Raw genomic sequence first — 22,466 nt, forward strand, 5'->3', positions numbered from 1 at the left:
CGGAATGCAGCGTTCCTGCCTGTGTCGCAAGCTGAAGCCTGCGCCGGTCGTGCTGGAAATCTGAATTACGGCACAGAAACTGCAGGGCAAAGGCAGGGGCGTTGAGTGACCGCAGGCTCTCGTACGCGCCCGCCGATCGCCAGTTGGCGCGGCTCATGGCGTCATCTCCGATGCAGAACGGGGGTAACAGGGCGAGCATTCGCCCCGCCCGATTATGTCCGTAGATGACCGTTCGCGCTATCCCTGCGCACCGCAAGACCCGTTGCGGTTGATGCAACGGGCCAAGGGTCAGTTGGGGGCACCGCCACGCAGGAGATGACGGAAACCATGAGACGTCATCCAGTGTGCCCGGGCAAGATGGCTCATCCAGCACTGCCGGGTACGCTCCGGATCGACCGCGGGATCACGGTGCAGGACCAAGCGGGCAACATCCTGCCAGTCGGCCTGGTCGGCTTCTGCATCCAGTAGCCGCAGATAGGTGATCAGGTGCTGCTCGTCATACCCGGTCAGATAGGTGGCTTCAGGGGCGACATCAGCAACCGCAGGGTCGCGTGGCGGCTTGTCCATGGCAGGTTACTCAGGAGCGGTTGCGGGGACGATGACGGTCAGTCTGCCCTGCCACTGGATCGGAAGTCCCGTTAAGAAACATGACGCCGTGGCCCCTGTCGGATGTGATGAAGAGGATCCCTGCTGTTTCCAGTGCGCGACGGACCTGATCCGCAGTGCTCTCATGAACGGCCAGACCGCGCTCGGACTCAAGCCGCTTGAGGGCAGTCAGCGCTACAAGGGCGTGCGTGGCAAGCTCTTCCTGCGTCCAGTTCAGCAGGGCCCGTGCCGCCCGGACTTGTCGGCCAGTGATCATCCATGATCACATCCGACAGACTGACGGCCCGCACCAGAAATACGACTATATTAGTCGCTTTCGAGTCGTTCAAGTCCGATGTCATAAGGCGCCGCCTTTGTCGGGGGCACGGGCTGGGTCCGTCTGGTGGGAGAAACCCCGCCCGGACAACCGGGCGGGGCATTGGGTGGGATCAGTCCCCGTTTGGCCGGCGGGGCCGGGTCCAGATCAGGCTGTATCCCTCGCCGTCTTCGTCCCGGAACAGATTGGCGAAGATCGGAGCGTTGAAGCTTGGGTCGTCGAGCTTGAGGGACAGGTAGTCGCGGCCCTCGCCGGAGCGCTTCGACCAGGCGGCTCCGATTTCGGCCCGGCCCACAAAGACCCGGTAGCTGGGTGCGTTGTCATTGGCGCGGTTGGCTTCCGGCACGATGCGGACATTCTTCGTCTGGAGGGACAGCGTGGCGATTTCGCCCTGAATTTCGTTGCCGACCTTCTTGAAGGAACCGATGTTGGCCATGTGACTTCTCCTGCTGTTATCGGGCGGCGACCACCGCGGCCTCGATGGCGATCGTCCGCCCGAAGGCGATCGACCGGGCATCCGCTTGCGGACCGCAGCATCGCGGAGGACGGCAGCGGCGGAACTTTCTTGTCTCGCGAGGAATGGGGCGCAGCCCCAGGGGAAGAAAGTTGCGACGTGCCGTTGCCCAAGGGCGATCGAGGCGCAGCTGTCCTTCGGGCAGATCAGCCAATGAAGAGGACGTGATGGTCGCTGCCTGACAGCATTCCCGGAAGAAGACGTGGCCCTACTGGCTGTTCCGTCATGGTCGGCCGATGCTTACAATCAGGGCGTAAGTGCCACCTGCACTCACGGATCCCGACGAGGAACCGCATGCCTGCCCCTGACCTGCCGTGCCAATGACATCGGGCTGTCACTGGGGTTCATGCATGCTGGGATAACGAAGCCGCCCTGCGGCAGCATTCCGGCGAACCCATGGCCACCACTGTCCCACGGACGGTCGATCGGCGTTCCGACACCCTTTCCCTTCGATCCTGTTTCAGGGACGCGTGATAAATCGAGGAAAACACAGCCAGGTCTGGATGCACCTGTTACCCAAGGTGCGAATGGGACCTGGGCCTGCCCCTATCCTGCTCCTGTGCATCGGCCGGGATAAACGCCCACATACGGACCCAGGCGGTGCCCCCGACGAGTGCGGCGCCTGTTATGGCAAACAGGTGTGCCCAGATGCCTGAGGACAAGTCGGTCTGCGCCAGTCCCAGCGTCGTGCTGTAACCGGCAAGTGCTGCCGGTATGGCGAAGATCAGTGCCAGCATCATCCTGAACCAGACGACTGCAACCAGAGCAAACGCCATCTGGCCCGCGAGCAGTGTCACAACGCCTGCCAGGAATCCTGTCACGACGGCACCGATCGCGCCACCGCCGGCGTGGATGGCATGCAGGAAGGCGACCACGCCAATGGCAAAAGGCAGGGCATAGATGGCAAGGGTGAAGACCAGCCAGCACAGAAGGCCGACGCTGGCGACGCAGAGGAAAGGTGCGACAACAAGCATGATGCGATCTCCGCTGGACACGGCTGAACGATCGCGTCTGCCACCACCACCTTGACGCAGGGAAACTATAGCTGAATTCGGCGGCGGCCGTCACGTTGAAAACATGGCGCGATGCAGGTCATGTTCGCGCCATGCGGATCCGTCTCTAGTGATGCAGGAAACCCATGCCGGTCTGCATGGCGGTATGCAGCACATCCGACCAGATGCCTCCTCCACCACCGCCCGGACCGCCCCGGCCACCGCCTGGTGGACCGCCGGTTTCTGATCCGTCGGTAACGGGCAGGCCGTCATCGTCTAGGGGTTGCCGGTGCTCGGCACATCCGGAGAGACAGCAGAAACAGCAAAGGATCGCCATGAAACGGGATACCGTACACGCCATTCAATCCGATCCGCCGATCTGAATTTTTGATACATCCACGTCTTCGTGCACGTTTGTAGGTGGTGTTCCGCCCTGCCTCTGCCCTTCGCGTGGGCGGGGTGGCGGACCGCAGCGGGTGGCAGAGCGGTCCATATCCGGTGGCGGCCTCCTGTGGCTCCCGAAGTCATCATCGGGCGGCCCATCGCCGCCCATGCCCCCGCCCATCATGCCGCCGGGTCCACCACCCGGCATCATGCCCGACATACCGCCGCCGGGACCAAAGCCGCCCCCGAAACCCTCTGTCATGCCACCATGAAATCCGCCCCCCATATCGGGGCGTCCTCCCGGTGGCGGCCCCCTTCGACAGGTGGTGTCATGATCATGGCCCTGTCCATGGCAGGCCCCCAGCGCGAGAGGCAGTAACAGGCAGAGGGATGCGGGAAGCTGGCGGATGGGAAGCATTCGGTTTCAACAGTCATCAGGAAGGTGCCAGAACATTATCGGGCTGTCCGTCCCGATATCCGTTACGAAGTTTTATTTAATGATTCCGACTGTATGGCCGCATGACAGGTCCTGATATGGAACCGTCATGCGGCTATGGAAACGATGGCGCCTACACGCCACCGCTGCCGAATTTCCAGACCGGAATTCCGAGTTTTCTGGCCTTGTCAGCAAGGTTTTCCTGAATGCCGGTGCCCGGAAAAACGAGGACACCGATCGGCATGACGTTCAGCATGGTGTCGTTACGTCGGAAGGGCGCCGCCTTGGCGTGTCTGGACCAGTCGGGCTTGAAGACGATCTGTGTGACCTTGCGGTGTTCAGCCCAGCGGGCCGCAATCAGTTCGGCACCCCGGGGTGAGCCTCCATGCAGCAGGACCATGTCAGGATGCCGACCGCGCACCCGATCGAGACGGTCCCAGATCAACTGGTGGTCATTGAAGTCCAGGCCACCGGTAATGGCCACTTTCGGACCTGGAGGGACCAGAAGTTCGGTGTCAGCCCTGCGACGGGCATGCAGGAAATCCCTGCTGTCGACCATCGTGGCGGTCATGGTGGGGCGACTGACCAGCGAGCCGTGTCCGGGGCGCCAGGACGAACCGGTATGGCGTTCAAAGAGATCGGCAGCATGATCGCGGAAGATCTCGTAGGCATTGCGTCGTTCGATCAGGGTCTGGCCCTCGGCCAGCATGCGTTCGAGTTCGACCGAGCGGATCTCGCTCCCATCCTGCTCCCGCTGCGCCTGCTTCTGCGCCTGTTCGTTCCGGTCCAGTTCACGCTCGACCTGCACCACCGTGCGGTGGAAGACATTGCCCATGGACCAGAGCAGGGTTTCAAGATCGGGTTCCAGACGGGTTTCACTCAGCGTCGCCACCATGGCGTCAAAGATATCGGCCACTGCGCCGCCAATGGTGCTGGCTTCCGGTAACGGCCTGGCGTCGGGTTCGTCTTCGAAAGGGCGATAGCCGTAGAGCTGGAGTTCGGTAAGGACATGATCTGTCGGTGACGATGCGTGGGCGGGTTCGAAGCTGTCATCCTGCGTGCGGGTCATGAGGGGTCTCTCCGGTTTCAGTCGGCCGCGCCCATCGCGGCCTTCCCGGGGGCGGATTGCGGCGGTCGGGACAGGCCGGAACCGCGCTCGCGTGGCCGAAGCAACGCGGAGGATGACCGGTGGCGGCTATTTTGTTTCGCGATGTAAAGCGCGGCTGGCCGCGCGACGGAAAATAGTTGCCACCGGGCATTGCAGGCCCGGCCCGGCTGTCGCCCGCTCCCCTCCTGGAAGGCCATGGGCGCGCCCTGCCGAACGGGGAATCCTTGACCTGACCATGCGAGATGGTGGGGGTTCCGGCCTGTAGCGCTACCGAACGGTTATCAGACCGTACCGTCCATGAGAGGTGCCACGTCCTGCGGGGCAAGCTGCGGACGCAGGACCGACCGGAGCGCACCGCGACCAAGATGGCGGAGATCATCATTGAAATCTGCGAGCCGGGGCGAAAGCACGATCGCCTCGACCCCGACAGCCTGTGCCCGCTGGCACAAGGCTTTCGCCGTATGGTCGCCTGCCGGATCGTCATCACGGATAACATAAAGACGCCTGAGCAAGGCCGGGAATGCGGAGGCCGCGAGGTGGGCGGATGACAGGCAGGCCGCCAGGGGCAGTTCCGGCAAGACCATGCTGATCGATAGCACCGTCTCGATCCCTTCACCCATGGCCATGACGCCGGATGCCGCGCCAAAACGGACCGCATGGCCCAGCAGTTGTCCCATCGCCCGTCGTGGCGTTTTGACTGGCGCTTTCCCCTCCCCGTCCGGTGACAGCCATGTGCGATGCACACCGGTCAGCCTGCCGTCCAGATCGGTGACTGCAGCAATCAGGGCAGGCCATGTTTCGGTGGAACCGCCATCATCTGCCCGATAGTAGCAGCGCGGATGAAAACGCAGGGAAGCGGTTTCGTGCAGTTCCGTAATGCCGCGTTTACGCAGATACGTTTCCACGATTGTGCCCGTAATCGGCCTGCTCATGGCAAATAGCCGACGGGCCGCCTCCGTTGACCCTGTCGCGTCACCATTACGGGAAAAGGAAGACGAGCTGCCCGGAGAAGGCCGCGATGAAAGATGTGCCGGCGGCAGGCTCAGAAAATGGCGCGCTTCATCCGCCACGTCCCGGAAGTCTGTCAGGCCCCGCGCCTCGCGGATGATGTCAAGCAGGTCGCCATGTTCGGCGCTGGCGGCATCAGTCCATTTACCAGCCGCGCCTTTTCCCTCTGCGCTGCCCTGTAGCCGGACAAACATGGAGCGACCCGGGGTGTTACGCGCGTCGCCAACCAGCCAGTAATTACCCTGCCTGCGTCCCGCAGGCAGATAATGCCGACAGACTGCTTCGGCCTGCCCGGCAAGACGGCGGGCAAGGTCGACCGCATCGTGCTGGTGCATCATGCCTCCTGAGAACATCATGGTTGAAAGGGACTGCGTTACCCAGTTTCCGCGAGGCCACGCAGGATGGAAGCGTATTGGCTTCTGAATGTAAAAACCGGCGGCCATGGGCTAAAAAATGGACGGTTGTTCCCTGTCAACCGGTGGCCGTCAGCCAGCCTGCGACAGTCTGTTGCTTGTGCCATGCCTGATTTTGGCCATAACGGGTGATCAGAAGACCGCATTTTTGCCGCTAGAAAGGACATCATCATGAAGGTTTCGGATCTCGTCGAGATCGTGGCCGCCGAGGCTGACCTGAGCAATGCCGATACCCGCAAGGTCATCGACGCAGTGGTCGAGGCCATGACCCAGGCTGCGATCAGGGGCGAGGAAGTGACCCTGCCGAACTTCGGCAAGTTCAAGGTCAAGGATGTACCAGCCCGGGAAGGCCGTAATCCGGCGACGGGTGCCACGATCCAGATCGCGGCTTCACGCAAGCTGGGCTTTACCCCGGCCAAGGCGCTCAAGGACGCGTTGAACGGCGGGAAATAAACGTCCCTTGGGAAGGATCTGCTTGCATCTGGCGGGGGCGATCCTTATCTTACACCTGTCTTACAATGGAGACAGGTGATGCCAGCCGATCCCCTCACCACAACCGTCTCGACCAAGGGGCAGGTGATCCTGCCCAAGGCGCTGCGCGAACAGTTGCACTGGCCCGCCGGAACACGGCTGGTGGTTGAAAACACCGAACGCGGCGTCCTGCTCCGTCCGCTGCAGGAAGCTTTCGCGGCCACCCGGCCCGAAGATGTATTTGGCAGCCTCCCGCCCACAGGCGGCCCGAAATCGATTGATGAGATGCAGGCAGGTCTGGACGCGGAAATCAGGAAACGCCATGCGCGCGGTCGATACTAACATCATCGTCCGCTACCTGACGGGCGATGATCCGAAACAGGCCGAAAAGGCGCGTGCGGTGGTCAACGGGGAGTTGGTCTTCGTGCCACGCACCGTCGTGCTGGAAACCGAATGGGTTCTGCGCGGGGTGTATGACATGCCGAAGAACAGGGTGATCCCGGCCCTGCGCGCCTTTGCGGGCCTGCCCACGGTCACGGTCGAGGATGCGACGCTTGTGGCCCAGGCCTTCGATTGGGCGGAAGCGGGCATGGACTTTGCGGACGCGCTCCATCTTGCCGCGGCAAAGGGCTGCAGCGGTTTTGCGACATTCGACAGGCGTTTCATGCGCGCGGCCACCAAGGTTGGCACGCTGTCGGTCAGCGCCCCCTGATCCGCTTTTACGTTTTTCCGGCAATGGTATCCTCCAGCCATCCGTAAGTAGCAATCCATGCCACCGTCTCCCTGCTTCCCAGATCAATGACGTGCGCACCGCCTCCGAAGGCGTTCACGCGCGGGCGTGTGCAGGTATTGGCCCATTGAAAGCCCCAGCGGCCAGTGAGCCGGAATTTACGGGCGCAGCGCAGGACAAAGACGACCACCTGGGCGGGATCACCCGTCCTATCGTCCCGAATCCACAGCCTGCCGGCTCCATGGGCAGGTTCTACCGAGACGGCAAACGGTATCCCCCCTGCGTCATCGATCTGGTACTCGGCCAGCAGATCCAGATAGATCGTCATCGCGCGGGCGGCGTTGCGTGCGGAGCCGACATCAAGAACGCACGAGAAATGCGTAAAGAAGTCCGCCATGGTCTGTCTCCATGAAAAAGCAGAAGCCCGGCGCAGGGCCGGGCCTGGTGAAACCACATGGTTCATCTCGGAACGTGTCAGATCACTTTTTCCATCAGCTTGCGTGCCCTGCCCTCCAGATCCAGCCGCGTGTCCTGATTGGTCTTCGTCCGCGCCAGTGCCGTAATTCCCTGCACGAAATCGAACACGCTCTCGGGCTTGTGTCCCTCCTCGTGCAGCACCGTCTCGATGATCTTCGTGGTTTCCGGTTTCGAGAACCCGCGACGACGCAGGAAACTTTCGCGGTCCTCGTCAGTTTTTGCCATCAGCGCCCGACGCGAAGCCTGAATGCCGGAGACGAACGACGCCGGGCTGGTCGTGGCGAAATTCCGCAGGGCCGGTGTCGCCTGATGCACGAAACGCGATGCGGCGAACTTGCTATGCCGGATCGTGATCTGTTCGAAATTTTCGACGCCCCAGAGCATTCTATTTTGACACACTCCGCGCAGATAGAATGACGCAATACCAAGGCTCTTGCTACCAACTTCGGAATTCCAGGCATAGAAGCCCCGGAAATAGAGGTCAGGATCGCCATTGGGCAGGCGTCCGGCTTCGATCGGATGGGTGTCGTCGACCAGGAACAGGAAGACATCGCGATCCGATGCGTAAAGCGTCGTGGTTTCCTTCGTGATGTCGACATAGGGATTGTGGGTCATGGTGGCCCAGTCGATCACGCCCGGCACCTTCCAGTTGGTATCGCCTGTGCCATCACCGGCGATTTTGCGTACTGCGCCGACCAGTTCATGATCCCAGATGCGGCCGTAATCGGGACCGGTTACGGCACGCAGTTCGACGCGGCCGTCCTCGGTTTCCAGCGTTTTCACCAGTTCTGTGCGGTGCGACAGCAGCCCGTGCTGCAGGTTGATCGCCGCCAGCGGAGCGGGAAGATTGCGCAGGTATGACGATGGCGCGCCGACCAGGCTGCACATCTGGCCGAAAGACCAGTGTGTGGGTGCGATCGGGTCATTCTGTCCCGGCACGGTCAGGGTCAGGCGCTCGGCATTGTCGCGGGATGCTTCCACGCGAATGGCGCGGCTTTCCACCGTGCGGACGGTGGCGCGCTCGGCACGGGCAAGTGTGGCGGCATGCAGGTCAGACAGGGACAGGTAGCGCTCGTCATCCGGGCGCGAGAACCATTCGGACGAGACGCGGGCGCTCCGTTCGCCACGGGAAGGATCAATCCGGAAGCCGCCAGACGCGGCGCCACGGGACGCAGGGGGCAGGATGGTGGTTGTGGTCACGGAAAACTCTCCTCTGATGCCGGTTATTCGGCACCCAAGGCGAAGCCGACCTCTCCCTCTTCCCGGGAGGGCGGACATGAAAAAAGCGGCTTCCGGGTACCGGAAGCCGCTGTCTCAAAGTTCCAGACCTCATAAAGACTACTCGGCGGCAATGGCCTCCACGTCCTCGCTTGCCGTCACTGTTTCAACCAGTGCCTGATCGGCCAGCCTCGCGGTCCGCAACGCCTCGGGCAGCCAGCCCGACCCCTCCAGCAGCCGCTCGGCCTCGCGCGCCATGTCGGGCTTCTTCAGGTGGGCAATGCGCTCGACCGCCTCATCGCCGCGCGCTTCGCGCACCGCCTGGAGGATGCGGGCCTTGGTCACCCGACCGAGATAATTCTCGACGGTCGGCTGCCAGCCCGCCTCGACCAGATCGAGGCTGAGGGCTGCCGCCAGACGGTCTGCACGCTTGAGACGCTCGCTGACGCTGCGCTGGGACACCGCCCCATACGATGGCATGCGCTCGTAAAGCGCATTGATGCCGAAGGACAGGCAGTGGGCCAGCAGCGCCATACGGCTGGCATCGTCCAGCCCGTCGATCCAGCGCCACAACGCGTCCTCGTCCTCAGGCAGATCATGCTTCCAACCCTCGTTGCGCTGGCGCAGCGCATGGGCCGGCACGCTGCCCGGCATGTCGGGCGAATGGACCGGCAGGGAGATTTCCCGGACATAGGCTTCCAGGCAATCCGCACCCGGTGTCTGCCAGTAAACATCGCGCACCAAGGTGTGCAGCAGTTCGGTCAGGGCGATGTGCGGGTTGCCGACAAACGCGTCTCGTAAGGCCAGCGTGCGCCAGGCCGTCAGTTCGCTGAGAAGCCGGTCAGGCAGTGGTTTTATCCCGTCTTCTTCCTCGGGTTCGACGTCGGCAGCAATGCTATCGCCCACTGCGCCTTCATCACTGCCATAATCAGCAATACGTTCATTCGGCCCATCATATGCACCGTGAGCGTATTCATCCGAACCGTCGGCATCATCGGTCTCTTCCCGCTCGGCAGGCATATCCTCGGGCAGCACGAAGCCGCGCTCCACCTGCAGCGTACCATCGCTGGCAAGGCTGACGAACACACCTGCCCGCGCCATGTCGGCGGGATCAAATGCGAGAGGCCGTTCTTCGAGGGCAAGAATGGCCTGCTCGATCTCGCCCAGTCTTGCATCCACCTCGTCCGGATATTCATCGGCCTGGGCATATTCAGCCTCGATGGTTTCCTGCTCGGCACGCAGGGCTTCGAGACGGGCTGTCTCTTCATTGGTCAGGGGCACTTCCGTGCCATCGATCTCGACGAACTGCCGTGTGTGCCCCCATGGGAACGACAGGGCGGTTTCGACCCACTTCCAGCCCTCGGCGCGGACCTGTTCAGCCGCCTCCTGCAGCTTTTCCATGACCAGCCGGTCCAGAATGGCCGGATCCTGCAGCCAGCCGCCGTCATCGGCCTCGAACAGGTCGCGCATGATAGGCCCACCGGCCGCAAGATAGGTGTCCAGTCCGACGAAGCGTACGCGACAATCCGAAGCCCGCACGGTCTTTTCTGTCAGCATGCGGCGGATGACGTAGGGTTCACGGTTATGGCTCTGGGACACGATGTCCCAGACCTGCTCCTGGCGGGCATGGTCATCGCTGATGGAAAAGGCCATCAGCTGTTCCAGCTTCATGCCGTCCTGCTCGTAGATCTCAAGCAGCTTGTCGGACACGGTCATCAGCCGCAGGCGCTGTCTGACCACGGCCGGTGCGACGAAGAACGCTGCGGCGATTTCCTCTTCGGACATGCCTTTCTCCAGCATGTCACGGAAGGCGCGAAACTGATCCAGCGGGTGCAGGGCCACGCGCTGGACGTTTTCGGCCAAGGAATCATCTTCGGCAAAAATGGCCGATCCGGCTTCGCGAACCACGCATGGCACGGGTGCCGTCTTAGCCAGTTTCTTCTGCTTCACCAGCAGTTCGAGGGCACGGAAGCGTCGTCCGCCGGCAGGCACCTCATAGGTACCGGTCTCGGCCCCGGTATCGTCGAGAACGGGGCGAACATTCAGGCTTTGCAGCAGTCCGCGGCGCTCGATGTCGCGGGCCAGTTCCTCGATTGACAGGCTGGATTTCACACGCCGCACGTTGGACTGGGACAGCACCAACCTGTTGAACGGAATGTCACGGGAGGAACTCAGGGTAATTTTGGGAATTGCGGTCGCCATGGCGAAAACTCCATGACGGGCGGACAGGAGACACTCTCCCACCCTCTCAACCCGTCACGAAAATCCGCGCAGCCCTCTGACTCTGACGGCTGCACCCAAGCCAGCACGCTCTCCCCCTTTCCCGGTAGAAAGATGTCGGTAATGGGGGGAGAGCGGAATGTCCAGTTTCCGCGCAGACCTCAAAATAACGGACATTCATTGGGGCTGCTGTCGGCTTTCGATTGTTCCCAGTAGAAACGAGGCCTGTACAATTTTTAGAACGAGTGTCCACTGCCATCGTGATCGTTTTTATCTACAATTACTACTTTATTTTTTATATTTGTAGTAATTATCGATATATAATTGGAAATTTATCCGAATTGATAACGGATACCATGAATTGTGTCATGCTCGACCAGTTGCATCTGCTATGCGTCGGTCTGGCCCCCTTTGCAACGAAGCATCGGGGTAAATAACTGTCGAGCCAAGGCCAGGCCACCAGTCTCGCAGCCGTGGCGAGGTCGTTGCGGCCCATAGCTGGCGAGCGCAGCATGGCGGTAGGCTCCGACACAAAGGGCGATATCGGAAGTTCGCCGCGCGTGCGAACGCAGCCTTGCCACAAGGTAGAAGCGGACATTCCGTCCCAACTGTCATTCTGACCGGCATCTTGGCTGCGTGAATGTGGGCCTATCCACTAATTCACGCGACTATGCGCACGACGACCTATTGATAACCGTCGATTATCACTCTACGGTTTCAGCAATGGAGGAGCAGGCATGACCCATCCCGGAATCCTTGTTCGCCAAGAGTGCCTTGATCCCAACGGCCTGTCCGTCACCAATGCCGCACGGGTGCTCGGGTGCAACCGTCAGACTCTCAGCAACCTCCTGAATGGGCGGTCCGGCATCTCGCCGGAGATGGCGCTACGCCTTGAAAAGGCATTCGGCACCTCCGCCCGGTCCTGGATGGAACGGCAAATGAACCACGAGCTGGAAACGGTCATGGCCCGCGCCCATGAGATCGAAGTCCGGTCATTTACAAGGCGCCCCTCATGCACATGAACCGCGCGACAATTACAGCAGGCAGCAAGTGATCACAGGCACAATCAAAACCCAGATAGACCAGATCTGGAACGCGTTCTGGTCCGGCGGGGTCTCCAACCCGCTTTCCGTGATCGAACAGCTCACCTTCCTCATGTTCATCAAGCGGCTTGACGACCTCCAGACGGTTGAGGAGCGCAAGTCAGAAGACCTCGGCCTTCCCATCGCCCGCCGTATCTTCCCCGAAGGGGCCGACGACAAGGGCGAGCCCTACGACAATCTCCGCTGGTCCCGCTTCAAGCATTTCGAGGCCCGAGAGATGATGCGCATCGTGGATGAGCACGTCTTCCCCTTCCTGCGCCAGTTAGGTGAGGAAGGCTCGTCCTACGGCACCCACATGAAGGACGCGCGGCTTGGTTTCTCCAACGCCAACTTACTGGCCAAGGTCGTGCAGATGCTCGACGACATCCACATGGATGACCGCGACACCAAGGGCGACGTTTACGAATACATGCTGGGCAAGATTGCCAGCGCGGGCACCAATGGCCAGTTTCGCACACCCCGACACATCATCGAGTTGATGGTCAACATCATGAAGCCGCAGCCCGGCGACACCATCTGCGACCCGGCGGCGGGCACCTGCGGCTTCCTCGTGGCGGCGGGCGAATACCTGCGCGACCACCACCCGGAGATGTTGCGAAAAAAGGAAACCCGCGACCACTTCCACAATAGCATGTTCCACGGCTTCGACTTCGACGCGACCATGCTGCGGATCGGCGCGATGAACATGACCCTGCATGGGGTCGAGAACGCCGATGTTTCCTACCGCGATAGTCTGGCTGAGGAGCATGGCACCGACGCGGGCACCTATTCCCTGATCCTTGCCAACCCGCCCTTCGCCGGATCGCTCGACTATGACACCACGGCCAAGGACCTTTTGAAGATCGTCAAGACCAAGAAGACCGAACTGCTCTTCATGGCGCTCTTCCTGCGGCAGCTGCGGATCGGCGGGCGCGCGGCCGTGGTCGTGCCGGACGGGGTGCTCTTCGGCTCGTCGACCGCCCACAAGGGCGTTCGCAAGATGCTGGTCGAGGAACACAAGCTCGACGCCATCATCAAGCTGCCCTCGGGCGTCTTCCGTCCCTATGCCGGTGTGTCTTGCGCCATCGTGGTCTTCACCAAGACCGGCGTCGGCGGTACGGAGGGGGTGTGGTTCTACGACATGACGGCGGACGGCTTCAGCCTTGATGACAAGCGCACGCCCCTTATGGAGGCCGAAAAGCTGGGCGTCTGCCCGATGCAGGCGCTTTCGCCCGAGGAGCATGCGAAAAACAACCTGCCCGACATCCTCGACCGCTGGAATGATCGGGACGCCGAGGCCGCGCGGCCCCGCACCGCGCAAAGCTTCATGGTGCCCGCGGAGGACATCATCGCCACCGGATCATGGGACCTGTCGCTGAACCGCTACAAGGAGATCGAGCACGAGGAGGTCACCCACGTCGCCCCCGCCGAGATCATCGCCGAGCTGCGCGCGCTGGAGGCCGAGATCGCCGAGGGGCTGGATCGGCTTGAGGGGATGCTGGGATGACGAATTTGATCCCTCTGGGAGAGATCGTTGACATCAGAGGTGGAGGCACCCCTGATAAGCAGGTTCCAGCATATTGGAATGGAGACATACCATGGGCATCAGTAAAGGATTTTAAGAGCGGAGTTCTGGATCGAACCGTCGACAGGATAACGCCTGAAGGTGTCGCTGCGTCAGCCACCCAAGTAATCCCTGCTGGCCATATCATTGTTCCAACTCGCATGGCGGTTGGAAAGGCCGCAATCAACACTATCGACCTTGCAATTAATCAAGATCTGAAAGCTCTCTTTCCAAAGCCTGACGTAGATACCCGGTACCTATATCACGCACTCCTAGGTAACAGCGACAAACTCCTAGAACAAGCAACAGGCGCGACGGTCAAAGGCATCAAGTTGGATGTTCTGCGTGGTCTAAAAATCCCCCTCCCGCCGCTGGAGGAGCAGAAGCGGATTGCGGGAATACTGGATCAGGCAGCAGAGCTCTGCCGCCTCCGCACCCGCGCCCTCGACAAACTGAACACTCTCGGTCAGGCAATCTTTCATGAGATGTTTCCCCGGTCCGACCACGACATACCCCGGAAACTGCTCGGGGAGCTTTGCACAATCGTCCGAGGAAGTTCACCAAGACCACAAGGTGATCCGCGCTACTTTGGTGGCGATGTTCCGAGGCTGATGATTGCCGACATTACGCGAGACGGAATGCTCGTGACTCCCTGCATCGACAGTTTGACGGAGGCAGGAGCCAGAAAGAGTCGACATATGGACGCTGGTTCCGTTGTCATGGCTGTCAGCGGAGCGGTCGGATTACCCGCAATTCTGGCCTGTGACGCCTGTATCCACGATGGATTTGTCGGGTTTCGAGATCTCTCTGAGAAGATTATGCCCCGTTTCCTGTATCAAGTTCTTTTGGCTGGGATGACCGAAAATAAGGCCAAGGGAACAGGTGCCATCTGGACAAATTTGACGACTGATCAAACTCGCCGATTTGACATTCCAATGCCGCCCATTGGTGCGCAGGAGAATTTCGTAAATCGCGTGACGAAGCTAGAGAGACAACGTGAATTTTACCAAATTTCTCAGGAAAAAGCCACCTCCATCTTCGCCTCCCTCCAGCACCGCGCCTTCCGGGGGAAGCTCTGATGCGTGGTGAATTTCTGGGTGTTCAAAGCCTGCTGGTGATCGAGGTCCTTGAACCTTTGTTCGAGTTCATTGAAGAAAACGAAATCGAGGTCGAAGACTTGTGGCTGGATATCCTGCAGTCGGCGTTACCAAGGCCGATGCCGCCGGTCGCCCCGACATACCAATCTTACAACAACGACGGTGAGCTGCACCTGCTGGAGGACCTTGAGGCGCGGGCAACCTACGAAGCGGCTCTTGAACGACATCAAGCCACGCTGGAGACCTACATGGATGCCAGCACAGACGACGGGCTCGCGCGGGATTACATCCGCAACTTTTTCGATGACGCGCCCTCGGAACATGCCATTGTCGAAATTCTGGAGAAATCCTTCAAACCCTTCGATGATGCCGGCGGCGATCAGCTGTCAAACGCGTACCTCGTTGCCGTCCAGACTTTCATTGAGAAGTTCAGCTTTCGCTACGACGTCCGCCGACCGTCCTATAACCGCCGGATGTCGATCTATCCGACTCTCCCGTGCATGTTCACAAAGATGCTGCGGGAGCTGAAGACAGCAACAGATCAGGATCCTGATCTGGCCGAGTTGATGGCAGCTTTCGAAGAAACGATCATTGACCTGCGGGATGAACGGTCTCCGACCCGGGTCAAACGCTGCATCGCCGCGCAATTCAATCTGCTGGAGGCACTTCTGTCCCAGCATCCGGATGTACTGGCTTTCAATGCGGACATAGCTAGCGGAGCACGCAGGAGGAATGAGGTAAATACTTTTGGTGCGATGTGCGACACGGCACAGGTGTGGCCGCATGCTGCTGTTTTGAACTCAGCGAAAGAACTCTACCGGTTTGCCTCAGATTATCCCGGCATTAGGCATGCTGGCCGCCCAAGAAGCCGTAAGTGTGAAATTGATATGCGTGACTTGCTGTCTATGTCCGTCGTCCTCACGGGGCTTTTCCCTTACCTAAATTCGACCACTGATCGCGAAAAAATTTATTTGGGTTGAGGATTAGATGACCACCAGTTTCACCAGTGTTACCAAAACTATGCAATCCAAAGAGGCATACGTCAGTTCGTGACCACAGGAGCCGATTTCTCTCTTGATCAAGCTATTCTGGGTGAAACGGAATTCGATTTTCAGGGGGCTAATACATGAGCCAGTTCAGTTTTCTGTCAGCGGACTTTCCAGCCATCTTCAAGACGGCGAGCAAGGCCGAGACCCACGCGCTCTCCGACCCGCGTGGCGCGTGCTTCTGGGCGCGACTGACGCTTGAGACGGCGCTGAAATGGCTCTACCGGACCGACCCGGCGCTGCGGAGGGTCTACACCGACACGCTGGCCGCGATGATTGCAGAGCCGAGCCTGGCGGCACTGACCGGCCCCGCCGTCGTCATCAAGGCCCGTTACATCAAGGACCAGGGCAACCGCGCCGCCCATGACACCGGCAAGCCTCTGAGCGCCTATGATGCCAGCGCCTGTGTGCGCGAGCTGTTCCATGTCTGCTACTGGATTGCCCGGACCTACGCAAAGATCAAGCGCCCGGACCCGGCGCTGACTTTCGACGCCGGGAAGTTGGAGAAGTCGCTGACAATCACCGCCAGCACCGTGGCGCAGATTCAGAAGATTGAAGTGGACATAAAGGCCGAGCGCAAGCGCGCAGTGGAGGCCGAGGAAGCCCTTCGTGCCTCTGAAGAGGGGCGCGCCAAGCTGGATGCGGAGCTAGCCGCCGTTCGGGCGGAAATGGCCGCACTGCGCAAGGCTAACAGCACGGTGCAGGACGACCATGATTACGGCGAGGCCGAGACCCGCGACAACTTCATCGACCTGCTTCTGAGCGAGGCGGGCTGGCCGCTCGATCAGGAGCGGGACCGGGAGTTCGCCGTGACGGGCATGCCCACCCAGAGCGGTGACGGTTACGTCGACTACGTGCTCTGGGGTGACGACGGGAAGCCACTGGGTTTGGTCGAGGCCAAGCGGACGAAAAAAGACAGCCGGACGGGGCAGCAGCAGGCGAAGCTCTACGCTGACTGTCTGGAAAAGCGATACGGTCGCCGCCCGGTAATTTTCACCAGTAACGGCTATGAGCACTGGATCTGGGACGACCAGGCCTATCCGCCGCGACGGATCTCGGGGTTTCTGAAGAAGGATGAGTTGCAGCTGCTCTTGCAGCGTCGCGAGAACGTCCGCCCCTTGGCGAAGGTCGATGTAGACCCGGAGATTGCGGGGCGCCATTACCAGCAGCGCGCCATTCGCCGTGTGGGGGAGGCCATCGAACGCGACGCTCAACGCAAGGCCCTGCTGGTCATGGCCACGGGCAGCGGCAAGACCCGGACCGTCATCGCCCTGATCGACCAGCTGATGCGCGCCAACCGGGTGAAGCGCGTGCTCTTCTTGGCCGACCGGATCGCCTTGGTGAAGCAGGCCCACGGGGCGTTCAAGGCGCATCTGCCCTCGACGCCCTCGGCCAACCTGCTTGAGCGGCACGACACCAAGAAGAACGACCACGCCGGAGCGCGGGTCTGCCTGTCGACCTATCCAACAATGATGGGGCTGATCGAGGAGAGCAAGGGCGGCGAAAAGCGTTACGGCCCCGGTCATTTCGACCTGATCGTGATCGACGAGGCGCACCGGTCGGTCTACCGCAAATACCGGGCGATCTTCGAGTATTTCGACAGCCTGCTGGTCGGGCTGACCGCAACACCGCGCGATGAGATCGACAAGGACACCTATTCCCTGTTCGGGCTTGAGAAGGGCGTGCCAACCGACGCTTACGACCTTGATGATGCCGTGGGCGATGGTTACCTCGTGCGGCCGACCACCATCTCCGTGCCGCTGAAGTTCCAGCGCGACGGCATCGACTACGATCAGCTGACCGACGAAGAGAAGGAAGCCTGGGACGCCATCGAGTGGGACGAGGAAGGCACAGAGCGGGACCGCGTCGAAAGTGCCGACCTGAACAAGTGGCTTTTCAACAAGGACACGGTCGACAAGGTGCTGGAGCACCTGATGCGCAACGGGATCAAGGTCGAGGGGGGCGACCGGCTGGGCAAGACGATCATCTTCGCCAAGAACAGCAAGCACGCCCGGTTCATCGTCGACCGCTTTAATGAGGCCTATCCGTACTACAAGGGGCAATTCGCCCAGCTGATCGATTACAGCGTCAGCTACGCCCAGTCGCTGATTGACGACTTCTCCGAAGCGGACAAGGCCCCACACATCGCGGTTTCGGTCGACATGCTGGATACCGGCATCGACGTGCCCGAGGTCGTGAACCTCGTCTTTTTCAAGATCGTCAGGTCCAAGACCAAGTTCTGGCAGATGGTCGGTCGAGGCACCCGCCTGTGCCCCGATCTGTTCGGCCCGGGCGAGGACAAGCAGCAGTTCGTCATCTTCGACTACTGCCAGAACCTTGAGTTCTTCCAAGAGAACCCTAACAGGACTGATGGCCCCGCGGCCAAGCCGCTAGGCGAGCGACTGTTCGGCTCACGCGTCGAACTGATCGAGGCCCTGGCAGACGCTGGCGAGCCGCACGAGGTGCTGATCAAGGACATCAAAAGGCGGCTCCATGACGAGGTACTTGGCATGCCACTGGACAACTTCATCGTCCGGGCCAAGCGGCGGAGTGTCGAGAAGTTCCGCGACCCGAAGGGCTGGGACAACCTGACCCTCGACGACCGGCTGACGCTGATCGGGGAGGTCGCCGGGCTGCCAACGGCCTTCGAGGATGGCAACCTGCCCGCGAAGCAGTTCGACCTGTTGCTTCTGACCACACAGCTAGAGCTGCTGAAGCAGACCGGAGCCTTCACCCGGCTCCAGATGCGGATCATCAGCTTCGCTTCGGCGCTGGAAGGCATCGACAACGTGCCTCTCGTGGCGAAGGAAATGGAGCTGATTCTCGACATTCAGACTGACACCTTCTGGGAAAGCATCACACCGGAGATCCTGGAGACCGTGCGTCGACGCCTTCGCCACCTGGCTGAGCTCATCAAGCCGGTGGAGCGCAAGGTGGTCGTCACCGACTTCGAGGATGACATCGGCGAAGGGACCGAGGTCACCATGCCGGAGGTGGGCAGCGGCGTGGACAAGGCGCGCTTCAAGATGAAGGTCCGTCACTTCATCGACAATCATCGTGACCACATCACCCTGATCAAGGTCCGCCGGGGTGAGCCCCTGACCAAGCAGGATCTCGAAGAGCTGCAGCGCATGCTGATCGAGCAGGAGATCGCGAATGATACCCTCATCGCTGACCTCGACAAGGAAGGGGGTCTCGGGCGCTTCTTGCGGTCATTGACCGGCTTGGACAAAGCTGCCGCGAAGGAGGCTTTCAGCACATTCGTGGGGCTACACCAGTTGAACGCCGACCAGACCGAGTTCCTCGACTTGGTTATCAATAGCCTGACGGAGGCCGGGTATGTCGACCCGGCCAGCTTCTACGAGAGTCCGTTCACCGATCTGGACGACATGGGCATCGCCGGCATCTTCAACCGAGATCAGGCTAAAGAGATTATTCAAATTGTGAGAACTCTGAACGACGCAGTTGCTGCGTGATGAACTATTTCTCATTGTCGCAAATCAAAAACACATCTCTCATGCCCACCAAAGCAGCTGCCCCTAAATATAAATTCTGGGGCTATTCACACTGTGACACGTCAATGCGGCGCTCATAATCACGCACGAACTGGCGTCAGAGGATCATTGTTAGGCAGGTAGCGTTATAGGATGATGATCGCATCATAATGACGAGACGTTTAGTGTCCGCAGGTGGCATTTTTGGTCTCTCCACCTGCCCTGTCGTGCGTTCAGTCCCCGCAATGTTGCCGCGCAGAAATCTACCCATCAATGTCGGCTTACGGGAACGTCGCTTACGGACGGAATGTCTGGGATCAAGGCGTAAGCCGACCACCGTCGCGTTTCAGAAACCTGTGAGAAGCAAATCAAGCGCCTGAGTAATTTCGTCCTGGCAAAGCGACAATGAAGCAATGATCTTCTTCAGATCATGGTCTGGAACTGCGGCCATAAACTGCGTCATCATGACAAAGGGACAGTCGTCAACCATAAACACCGGGTTCAGCCTCTTTGCAGGCTTTGGTGCGGTTCCCTGCGGCAGCAGCGGAACAACGACACGGGTACCCAAGGCGTCCAGAAGATCTGCCTGCACATCCAGAACGAAACGTGCTTCTCCCCGTCCGGCCAGACGATACACATCAAAACGGGCCACTTAGAAGTTCCGATAGTCCGCCAGGGGAAGCCCGTTCTCTTCAACATACTGCCGTGAGGCTTCGAGAGAAGCGCGATTGTCTGCCAGCCATTGCTGAGCACGGATCGACGCGATCGCTGACTTAAGCCCCTGCTCGCAGGCCTGCGAGATGTTGAGATCTAACGACTTGGCTTCTTCGAGCAGCTGAGCGGGTAGCGTCACATTTGTGGGGCGACGTGATGGAGTGCCGGAATGCACGCGAACCATAGCTTTGCTCCTATATACTAGTGACCAGAATATAGCACATGTTTATGCGCATTTGTATATCCATATTTTTGCGCGAAGGTATGACCGCTTTCGGGATGTCTCAACGGCTTTATCTTATGACCGACATGAAGGCGACTGCTGCCTATGCACTTTGTTCTTACCCAGAAGACAGGCGGGAAAGCGGGGGGAGCCGCAAGTCCGTTATCGAAATGCGGGCACTGAGCATGCTGGGTCAGTCCTCACAGTTTGCCCCCACATCAAGTAACACCCCTCGGAATGCATCACTGATAATCTGACGCATCCAAGGATTATCCGCCATGCGCTGCCAGAGTAACGAGACGGAGTACTGCCCCAGATTGATGGGGACGGCGCAAGCGGTCAGGTCCGAGACGGCGGCAAGGCTCCTTGCGGCATGAAGGGGCAGCGTGGCAACCGCGCGCGCGCCAGCCAGAAACGGCGGCAATGCGGAGAAATGCGTCAATGCAGATTGCACCCGGCGTGTACGCCCGATCTTCTTCAATACCAGATCCACAATCCCCTTGCGCCCGGAGAACGATACCAGAATATGCGGCAGCGTCAGATAGTCCTCCAGTGACAGGGGCAGTGTGATGCCACAGGCGGCCGGATCAAGCAGGCACGCATAACCGGACTGTCCGATCTGCTGCTGCAGTAGGCCGGAGCGCACGGTCGGCTGCGCGACCACGGCAAAGTCGATTTCACCTGCCTCGAACAGAGCCTCGACCCTGTGTCGGTTGGCCTGCCTAAAGGTTACTGAAACACGCGGTGCTTCTGCGGCCAGTCGCCGGGCGATCAAGGGACCGGCCGCAATCTGAAAATCGTCTGACATGCCCAGGGAAAAATGCTGACGACTGGTTGCCGGATCAAAAGCAGTCACCGACGAAAAAGCCGAATGGATCAGCGCCGCCCCACTTTGCAGCGGTTCGGCCATCGCAATGGCCCGTTGGGTCGGCTGCATCCCGTCGCGCGTGCGCACGAACAAGGGGTCATCCGCCGCTTCACGCAGGCGTGCAAGCGTCGCACTGACGGCCGACTGACTCAGTGACAGCCGCCGTGCCGCCTTCGATACGCTACGTTCTTCCCAAAGCGCCAGGAAGGTGGTGGCCAGATTGAAATCGAGACGAGAAATATCGACCATGGTGATTCTGACTATCAAAACATTCAATTTGCCCGATAACGGGCGAAAGTCCACTCTCCTCGCCACCGCCCTCCGCCACAGCCACAGCCACAGCCACAGCCACGGGAGATCAGGACATGAGCCAGCATCGCGTCGCCGTCATCCAGACGGGAACCAGCCTATTTGACACGCCATGGACCCTGGAGCGCATGGAGGCGCATTGCGAGGCCGCTGCGGCACAGGGTGTCGAACTTGCGGTCTTTCCCGAAGCCTATGTCGGGGGCTATCCCAAGGGGCTGACTTTCGGGGCGGTTCTGGGAAGCCGCTTTCCCGAAGGGCGTGACGCGTATCTGCGTTACTGGAAGTCGGCGATCGCCGTACCAGGGCTGGAGACGGCGCGGATAGGTTCCTTTGCGACGAAGATGAAGGCGCATCTCGTCGTCGGTGTCATCGAACGCGATGGCGCCACGCTTTACTGCACGGCGCTTTTCTTCGGCCCTGACGGTACGCTGCTTGGCAAGCACCGCAAGCTGATGCCAACGGGAACCGAGCGGCTGGTCTGGGGACAGGGGGACGGCTCCACCATCCCGATATTCGAGACGGGGATCGGCCGTATCGGTGCCGCAATCTGTTGGGAGAATTACATGCCGGACCTGCGCCAGAGCATGTATGCACGCGGTATCAACCTATGGTGTGCGCCTACGGTGGACGAGCGCGACATCTGGCAGGCCTCGATGCGGCATGTCGCCTATGAAGGACGAACTTTCGTTCTGAGCGCGTGTCAGTACATGACGCGTGCCGATGCCCCGGAACAGTATGAGTGTCATCAGGGCAACAACCCCGAAACCGTGCTCATCCGTGGTGGTAGCGTAATCGTCAATCCGCTTGGCGAGATCATCGCTGGCCCGGTCTATGACCGCGAAGCCATCATAACGGCCGATATCGATCTGGATGATGTCATCCGAGGGAAATACGACCTCGACATTGCGGGACATTACGCCCGTCCCGATGTCTTCAGCCTGCATATCAACGATGCAGCACGGCGTCCTGTGTCCTTTTCGGAGCCAGTCTCTGCTTTGTCCCTATCCGAGGAAGAGGCCGAATGAATAAATCCATGCTGGATTGCCCTCATTCAGGCTGGGCAGCCGCCTCAAGACCTGTGCGTACTGAGGCGGACCGATTTTCTTGCCAGTCAATCCACACTTGCCAATCGGTTGAAATCCCCACGTTGCAGAAATGGGGGAACTGTAATGCAAC

22 protein-coding genes and 1 pseudogene are annotated in these 22,466 nt (G+C 60.2%); 11 read left to right on the forward strand and 12 right to left on the reverse strand.

What is annotated here, in order from left to right:
* Window positions 1–16: 16 nt before the first annotated feature.
* Both HNW77_RS17665 and HNW77_RS06055 read right to left on the reverse strand, forming a co-directional pair.
* Window positions 17–199, reverse strand: a pseudogene (locus HNW77_RS17665) (transcriptional regulator domain-containing protein); the annotation flags it as partial.
* Between the two features lie 89 nt (window positions 200–288).
* Window positions 289–567, reverse strand: a complete 279-nt coding sequence (locus tag HNW77_RS06055) for a DNA -binding domain-containing protein (protein WP_116701584.1) — start codon at window positions 565–567, stop codon at window positions 289–291.
* Between the two features lie 31 nt (window positions 568–598).
* Here HNW77_RS06055 and HNW77_RS18215 point away from each other — a divergent pair, with 31 nt between their 5' ends.
* Entirely contained in the window at window positions 599–868 is a 270-nt protein-coding gene (locus HNW77_RS18215; RefSeq protein ID WP_172156092.1) for a hypothetical protein, read from the forward strand.
* Window positions 869–1,034: 166 nt separating this feature from the next.
* Here the strand turns inward: HNW77_RS18215 and HNW77_RS06065 are convergent, their stop codons facing one another.
* Together HNW77_RS06065 and HNW77_RS06070 are read right to left on the reverse strand one after the other, a co-directional pair.
* Window positions 1,035–1,358: a DUF736 domain-containing protein gene (locus tag HNW77_RS06065; protein ID WP_010510531.1), complete on the reverse strand. Its 324-nt coding sequence runs from the start codon at window positions 1,356–1,358 to the stop codon at window positions 1,035–1,037.
* A 590-nt stretch (window positions 1,359–1,948) separates the two neighbouring features.
* The gene (locus HNW77_RS06070) at window positions 1,949–2,410 is read right to left on the reverse strand and encodes a hypothetical protein (RefSeq protein ID WP_172156094.1); all 462 of its coding nucleotides are present in this window, start codon (window positions 2,408–2,410) and stop codon (window positions 1,949–1,951) included.
* Between the two features lie 529 nt (window positions 2,411–2,939).
* Here HNW77_RS06070 and HNW77_RS06075 point away from each other — a divergent pair.
* Window positions 2,940–3,191, forward strand: a complete 252-nt coding sequence (locus tag HNW77_RS06075; RefSeq protein WP_010510536.1) for a hypothetical protein — start codon at window positions 2,940–2,942, stop codon at window positions 3,189–3,191.
* 190 nt (window positions 3,192–3,381) lie between these two features.
* Here HNW77_RS06075 and HNW77_RS06080 read toward each other — a convergent pair whose 3' ends face one another.
* Complete coding sequence (locus HNW77_RS06080; protein ID WP_172156096.1) at window positions 3,382–4,317, reverse strand: DUF2493 domain-containing protein; 936 nt, start codon at window positions 4,315–4,317, stop codon at window positions 3,382–3,384.
* A 320-nt stretch (window positions 4,318–4,637) separates the two neighbouring features.
* Window positions 4,638–5,699, reverse strand: coding sequence for a DUF7146 domain-containing protein (locus tag HNW77_RS06085; protein ID WP_408886768.1), 1,062 nt, complete (start codon window positions 5,697–5,699; stop codon window positions 4,638–4,640).
* 249 nt (window positions 5,700–5,948) lie between these two features.
* On the opposite strand from HNW77_RS06085, the gene HNW77_RS06090 reads away from it, so the two are divergent.
* From HNW77_RS06090 to HNW77_RS06100, 3 genes are all read left to right on the forward strand, one after another.
* Window positions 5,949–6,230 (forward strand): HU family DNA-binding protein, encoded by a 282-nt coding sequence (locus HNW77_RS06090; RefSeq protein WP_087608829.1) that lies wholly within the window; start codon window positions 5,949–5,951, stop codon window positions 6,228–6,230.
* A 78-nt stretch (window positions 6,231–6,308) separates the two neighbouring features.
* A complete protein-coding gene (locus HNW77_RS06095; RefSeq protein ID WP_039999970.1) occupies window positions 6,309–6,590 on the forward strand; it encodes an AbrB/MazE/SpoVT family DNA-binding domain-containing protein in 282 nt (93 codons plus the stop codon).
* Window positions 6,571–6,960, forward strand: coding sequence for a type II toxin-antitoxin system VapC family toxin (locus HNW77_RS06100; RefSeq protein ID WP_172156100.1), 390 nt, complete (start codon window positions 6,571–6,573; stop codon window positions 6,958–6,960). Before HNW77_RS06095 ends, HNW77_RS06100 begins: the two co-directional genes overlap by 20 nt.
* A 7-nt stretch (window positions 6,961–6,967) precedes the next feature.
* On the opposite strand, the gene HNW77_RS06105 is transcribed toward HNW77_RS06100, so the two are convergent.
* The 3 genes from HNW77_RS06105 to HNW77_RS06115 form a co-directional block, all read right to left on the reverse strand.
* Window positions 6,968–7,375, reverse strand: coding sequence for a hypothetical protein (locus HNW77_RS06105; protein WP_172156103.1), 408 nt, complete (start codon window positions 7,373–7,375; stop codon window positions 6,968–6,970).
* Window positions 7,376–7,452: 77 nt separating this feature from the next.
* Entirely contained in the window at window positions 7,453–8,655 is a 1,203-nt protein-coding gene (locus tag HNW77_RS06110; RefSeq protein WP_172156105.1) for a DUF932 domain-containing protein, read from the reverse strand.
* A gap of 138 nt (window positions 8,656–8,793) precedes the next feature.
* Complete coding sequence (locus HNW77_RS06115) at window positions 8,794–10,875, reverse strand: ParB/RepB/Spo0J family partition protein (protein WP_172156107.1); 2,082 nt, start codon at window positions 10,873–10,875, stop codon at window positions 8,794–8,796.
* 755 nt (window positions 10,876–11,630) lie between these two features.
* Between HNW77_RS06115 and HNW77_RS06120 the strand changes: the two genes are divergently transcribed.
* From HNW77_RS06120 to HNW77_RS06140, 5 genes are all read left to right on the forward strand, one after another.
* Window positions 11,631–11,915 (forward strand): HigA family addiction module antitoxin, encoded by a 285-nt coding sequence (locus tag HNW77_RS06120; RefSeq protein ID WP_172156109.1) that lies wholly within the window; start codon window positions 11,631–11,633, stop codon window positions 11,913–11,915.
* A complete protein-coding gene (locus HNW77_RS06125) occupies window positions 11,869–13,482 on the forward strand; it encodes a type I restriction-modification system subunit M (protein ID WP_241694321.1) in 1,614 nt (537 codons plus the stop codon). Before HNW77_RS06120 ends, HNW77_RS06125 begins: the two co-directional genes overlap by 47 nt.
* The gene (locus tag HNW77_RS06130) at window positions 13,479–14,618 is read left to right on the forward strand and encodes a restriction endonuclease subunit S (protein ID WP_172156111.1); all 1,140 of its coding nucleotides are present in this window, start codon (window positions 13,479–13,481) and stop codon (window positions 14,616–14,618) included. The genes HNW77_RS06125 and HNW77_RS06130 overlap by 4 nt, the downstream gene beginning before the upstream one ends.
* Complete coding sequence (locus HNW77_RS06135; RefSeq protein ID WP_172156113.1) at window positions 14,618–15,616, forward strand: hypothetical protein; 999 nt, start codon at window positions 14,618–14,620, stop codon at window positions 15,614–15,616. The genes HNW77_RS06130 and HNW77_RS06135 overlap by 1 nt, the downstream gene beginning before the upstream one ends.
* 146 nt (window positions 15,617–15,762) lie before the next feature.
* Window positions 15,763–19,158: a DEAD/DEAH box helicase family protein gene (locus HNW77_RS06140; protein WP_172156115.1), complete on the forward strand. Its 3,396-nt coding sequence runs from the start codon at window positions 15,763–15,765 to the stop codon at window positions 19,156–19,158.
* Window positions 19,159–19,522: 364 nt separating this feature from the next.
* Here HNW77_RS06140 and HNW77_RS06145 read toward each other — a convergent pair whose 3' ends face one another.
* The 3 genes from HNW77_RS06145 to HNW77_RS06155 all read right to left on the reverse strand — a co-directional run bounded on the left by HNW77_RS06145 (window position 19,523) and on the right by HNW77_RS06155 (window position 21,230).
* Window positions 19,523–19,828, reverse strand: coding sequence for a CcdB family protein (locus HNW77_RS06145; RefSeq protein WP_172156117.1), 306 nt, complete (start codon window positions 19,826–19,828; stop codon window positions 19,523–19,525).
* Window positions 19,829–20,029, reverse strand: a complete 201-nt coding sequence (locus HNW77_RS06150) for a type II toxin-antitoxin system CcdA family antitoxin (RefSeq protein ID WP_010512663.1) — start codon at window positions 20,027–20,029, stop codon at window positions 19,829–19,831.
* A gap of 277 nt (window positions 20,030–20,306) precedes the next feature.
* Entirely contained in the window at window positions 20,307–21,230 is a 924-nt protein-coding gene (locus HNW77_RS06155) for a LysR substrate-binding domain-containing protein (protein WP_172156119.1), read from the reverse strand.
* A 116-nt stretch (window positions 21,231–21,346) separates the two neighbouring features.
* Between HNW77_RS06155 and HNW77_RS06160 the strand changes: the two genes are divergently transcribed.
* On the forward strand, window positions 21,347–22,315 hold the full coding sequence (locus tag HNW77_RS06160; protein ID WP_172156121.1) for a carbon-nitrogen hydrolase family protein: 969 nt from the start codon (window positions 21,347–21,349) through the stop codon (window positions 22,313–22,315).
* Window positions 22,316–22,466 lie beyond the last annotated feature (151 nt).

Origin of the sequence: Komagataeibacter melomenusus (genome assembly GCF_013155395.1) — a bacterium.
GTDB lineage: Bacteria > Pseudomonadota > Alphaproteobacteria > Acetobacterales > Acetobacteraceae > Komagataeibacter > Komagataeibacter melomenusus.

Bases quoted from the DNA above. Each gene is read 5' to 3' on its own strand.
- HNW77_RS06055 (WP_116701584.1), bottom strand. From the start codon at position 567: ATGGACAAGCCGCCACGCGACCCTGCGGTTGCTGATGTCGCCCCTGAA.
- HNW77_RS18215 (WP_172156092.1), top strand. From the start codon at position 599: ATGACGGTCAGTCTGCCCTGCCACTGGATCGGAAGTCCCGTTAAGAAA.
- HNW77_RS06065 (WP_010510531.1), bottom strand. From the start codon at position 1,358: ATGGCCAACATCGGTTCCTTCAAGAAGGTCGGCAACGAAATTCAGGGC.
- HNW77_RS06070 (WP_172156094.1), bottom strand. From the start codon at position 2,410: ATGCTTGTTGTCGCACCTTTCCTCTGCGTCGCCAGCGTCGGCCTTCTG.
- HNW77_RS06080 (WP_172156096.1), bottom strand. From the start codon at position 4,317: ATGACCCGCACGCAGGATGACAGCTTCGAACCCGCCCACGCATCGTCA.
- HNW77_RS06085 (WP_408886768.1), bottom strand. From the start codon at position 5,699: ATGCACCAGCACGATGCGGTCGACCTTGCCCGCCGTCTTGCCGGGCAG.
- HNW77_RS06090 (WP_087608829.1), top strand. From the start codon at position 5,949: ATGAAGGTTTCGGATCTCGTCGAGATCGTGGCCGCCGAGGCTGACCTG.
- HNW77_RS06095 (WP_039999970.1), top strand. From the start codon at position 6,309: ATGCCAGCCGATCCCCTCACCACAACCGTCTCGACCAAGGGGCAGGTG.
- HNW77_RS06100 (WP_172156100.1), top strand. From the start codon at position 6,571: ATGCGCGCGGTCGATACTAACATCATCGTCCGCTACCTGACGGGCGAT.
- HNW77_RS06105 (WP_172156103.1), bottom strand. From the start codon at position 7,375: ATGGCGGACTTCTTTACGCATTTCTCGTGCGTTCTTGATGTCGGCTCC.
- HNW77_RS06115 (WP_172156107.1), bottom strand. From the start codon at position 10,875: ATGGCGACCGCAATTCCCAAAATTACCCTGAGTTCCTCCCGTGACATT.
- HNW77_RS06120 (WP_172156109.1), top strand. From the start codon at position 11,631: ATGACCCATCCCGGAATCCTTGTTCGCCAAGAGTGCCTTGATCCCAAC.
- HNW77_RS06125 (WP_241694321.1), top strand. From the start codon at position 11,869: ATGAGATCGAAGTCCGGTCATTTACAAGGCGCCCCTCATGCACATGAA.
- HNW77_RS06130 (WP_172156111.1), top strand. From the start codon at position 13,479: ATGACGAATTTGATCCCTCTGGGAGAGATCGTTGACATCAGAGGTGGA.
- HNW77_RS06135 (WP_172156113.1), top strand. From the start codon at position 14,618: ATGCGTGGTGAATTTCTGGGTGTTCAAAGCCTGCTGGTGATCGAGGTC.
- HNW77_RS06140 (WP_172156115.1), top strand. From the start codon at position 15,763: ATGAGCCAGTTCAGTTTTCTGTCAGCGGACTTTCCAGCCATCTTCAAG.
- HNW77_RS06155 (WP_172156119.1), bottom strand. From the start codon at position 21,230: ATGGTCGATATTTCTCGTCTCGATTTCAATCTGGCCACCACCTTCCTG.
- HNW77_RS06160 (WP_172156121.1), top strand. From the start codon at position 21,347: ATGAGCCAGCATCGCGTCGCCGTCATCCAGACGGGAACCAGCCTATTT.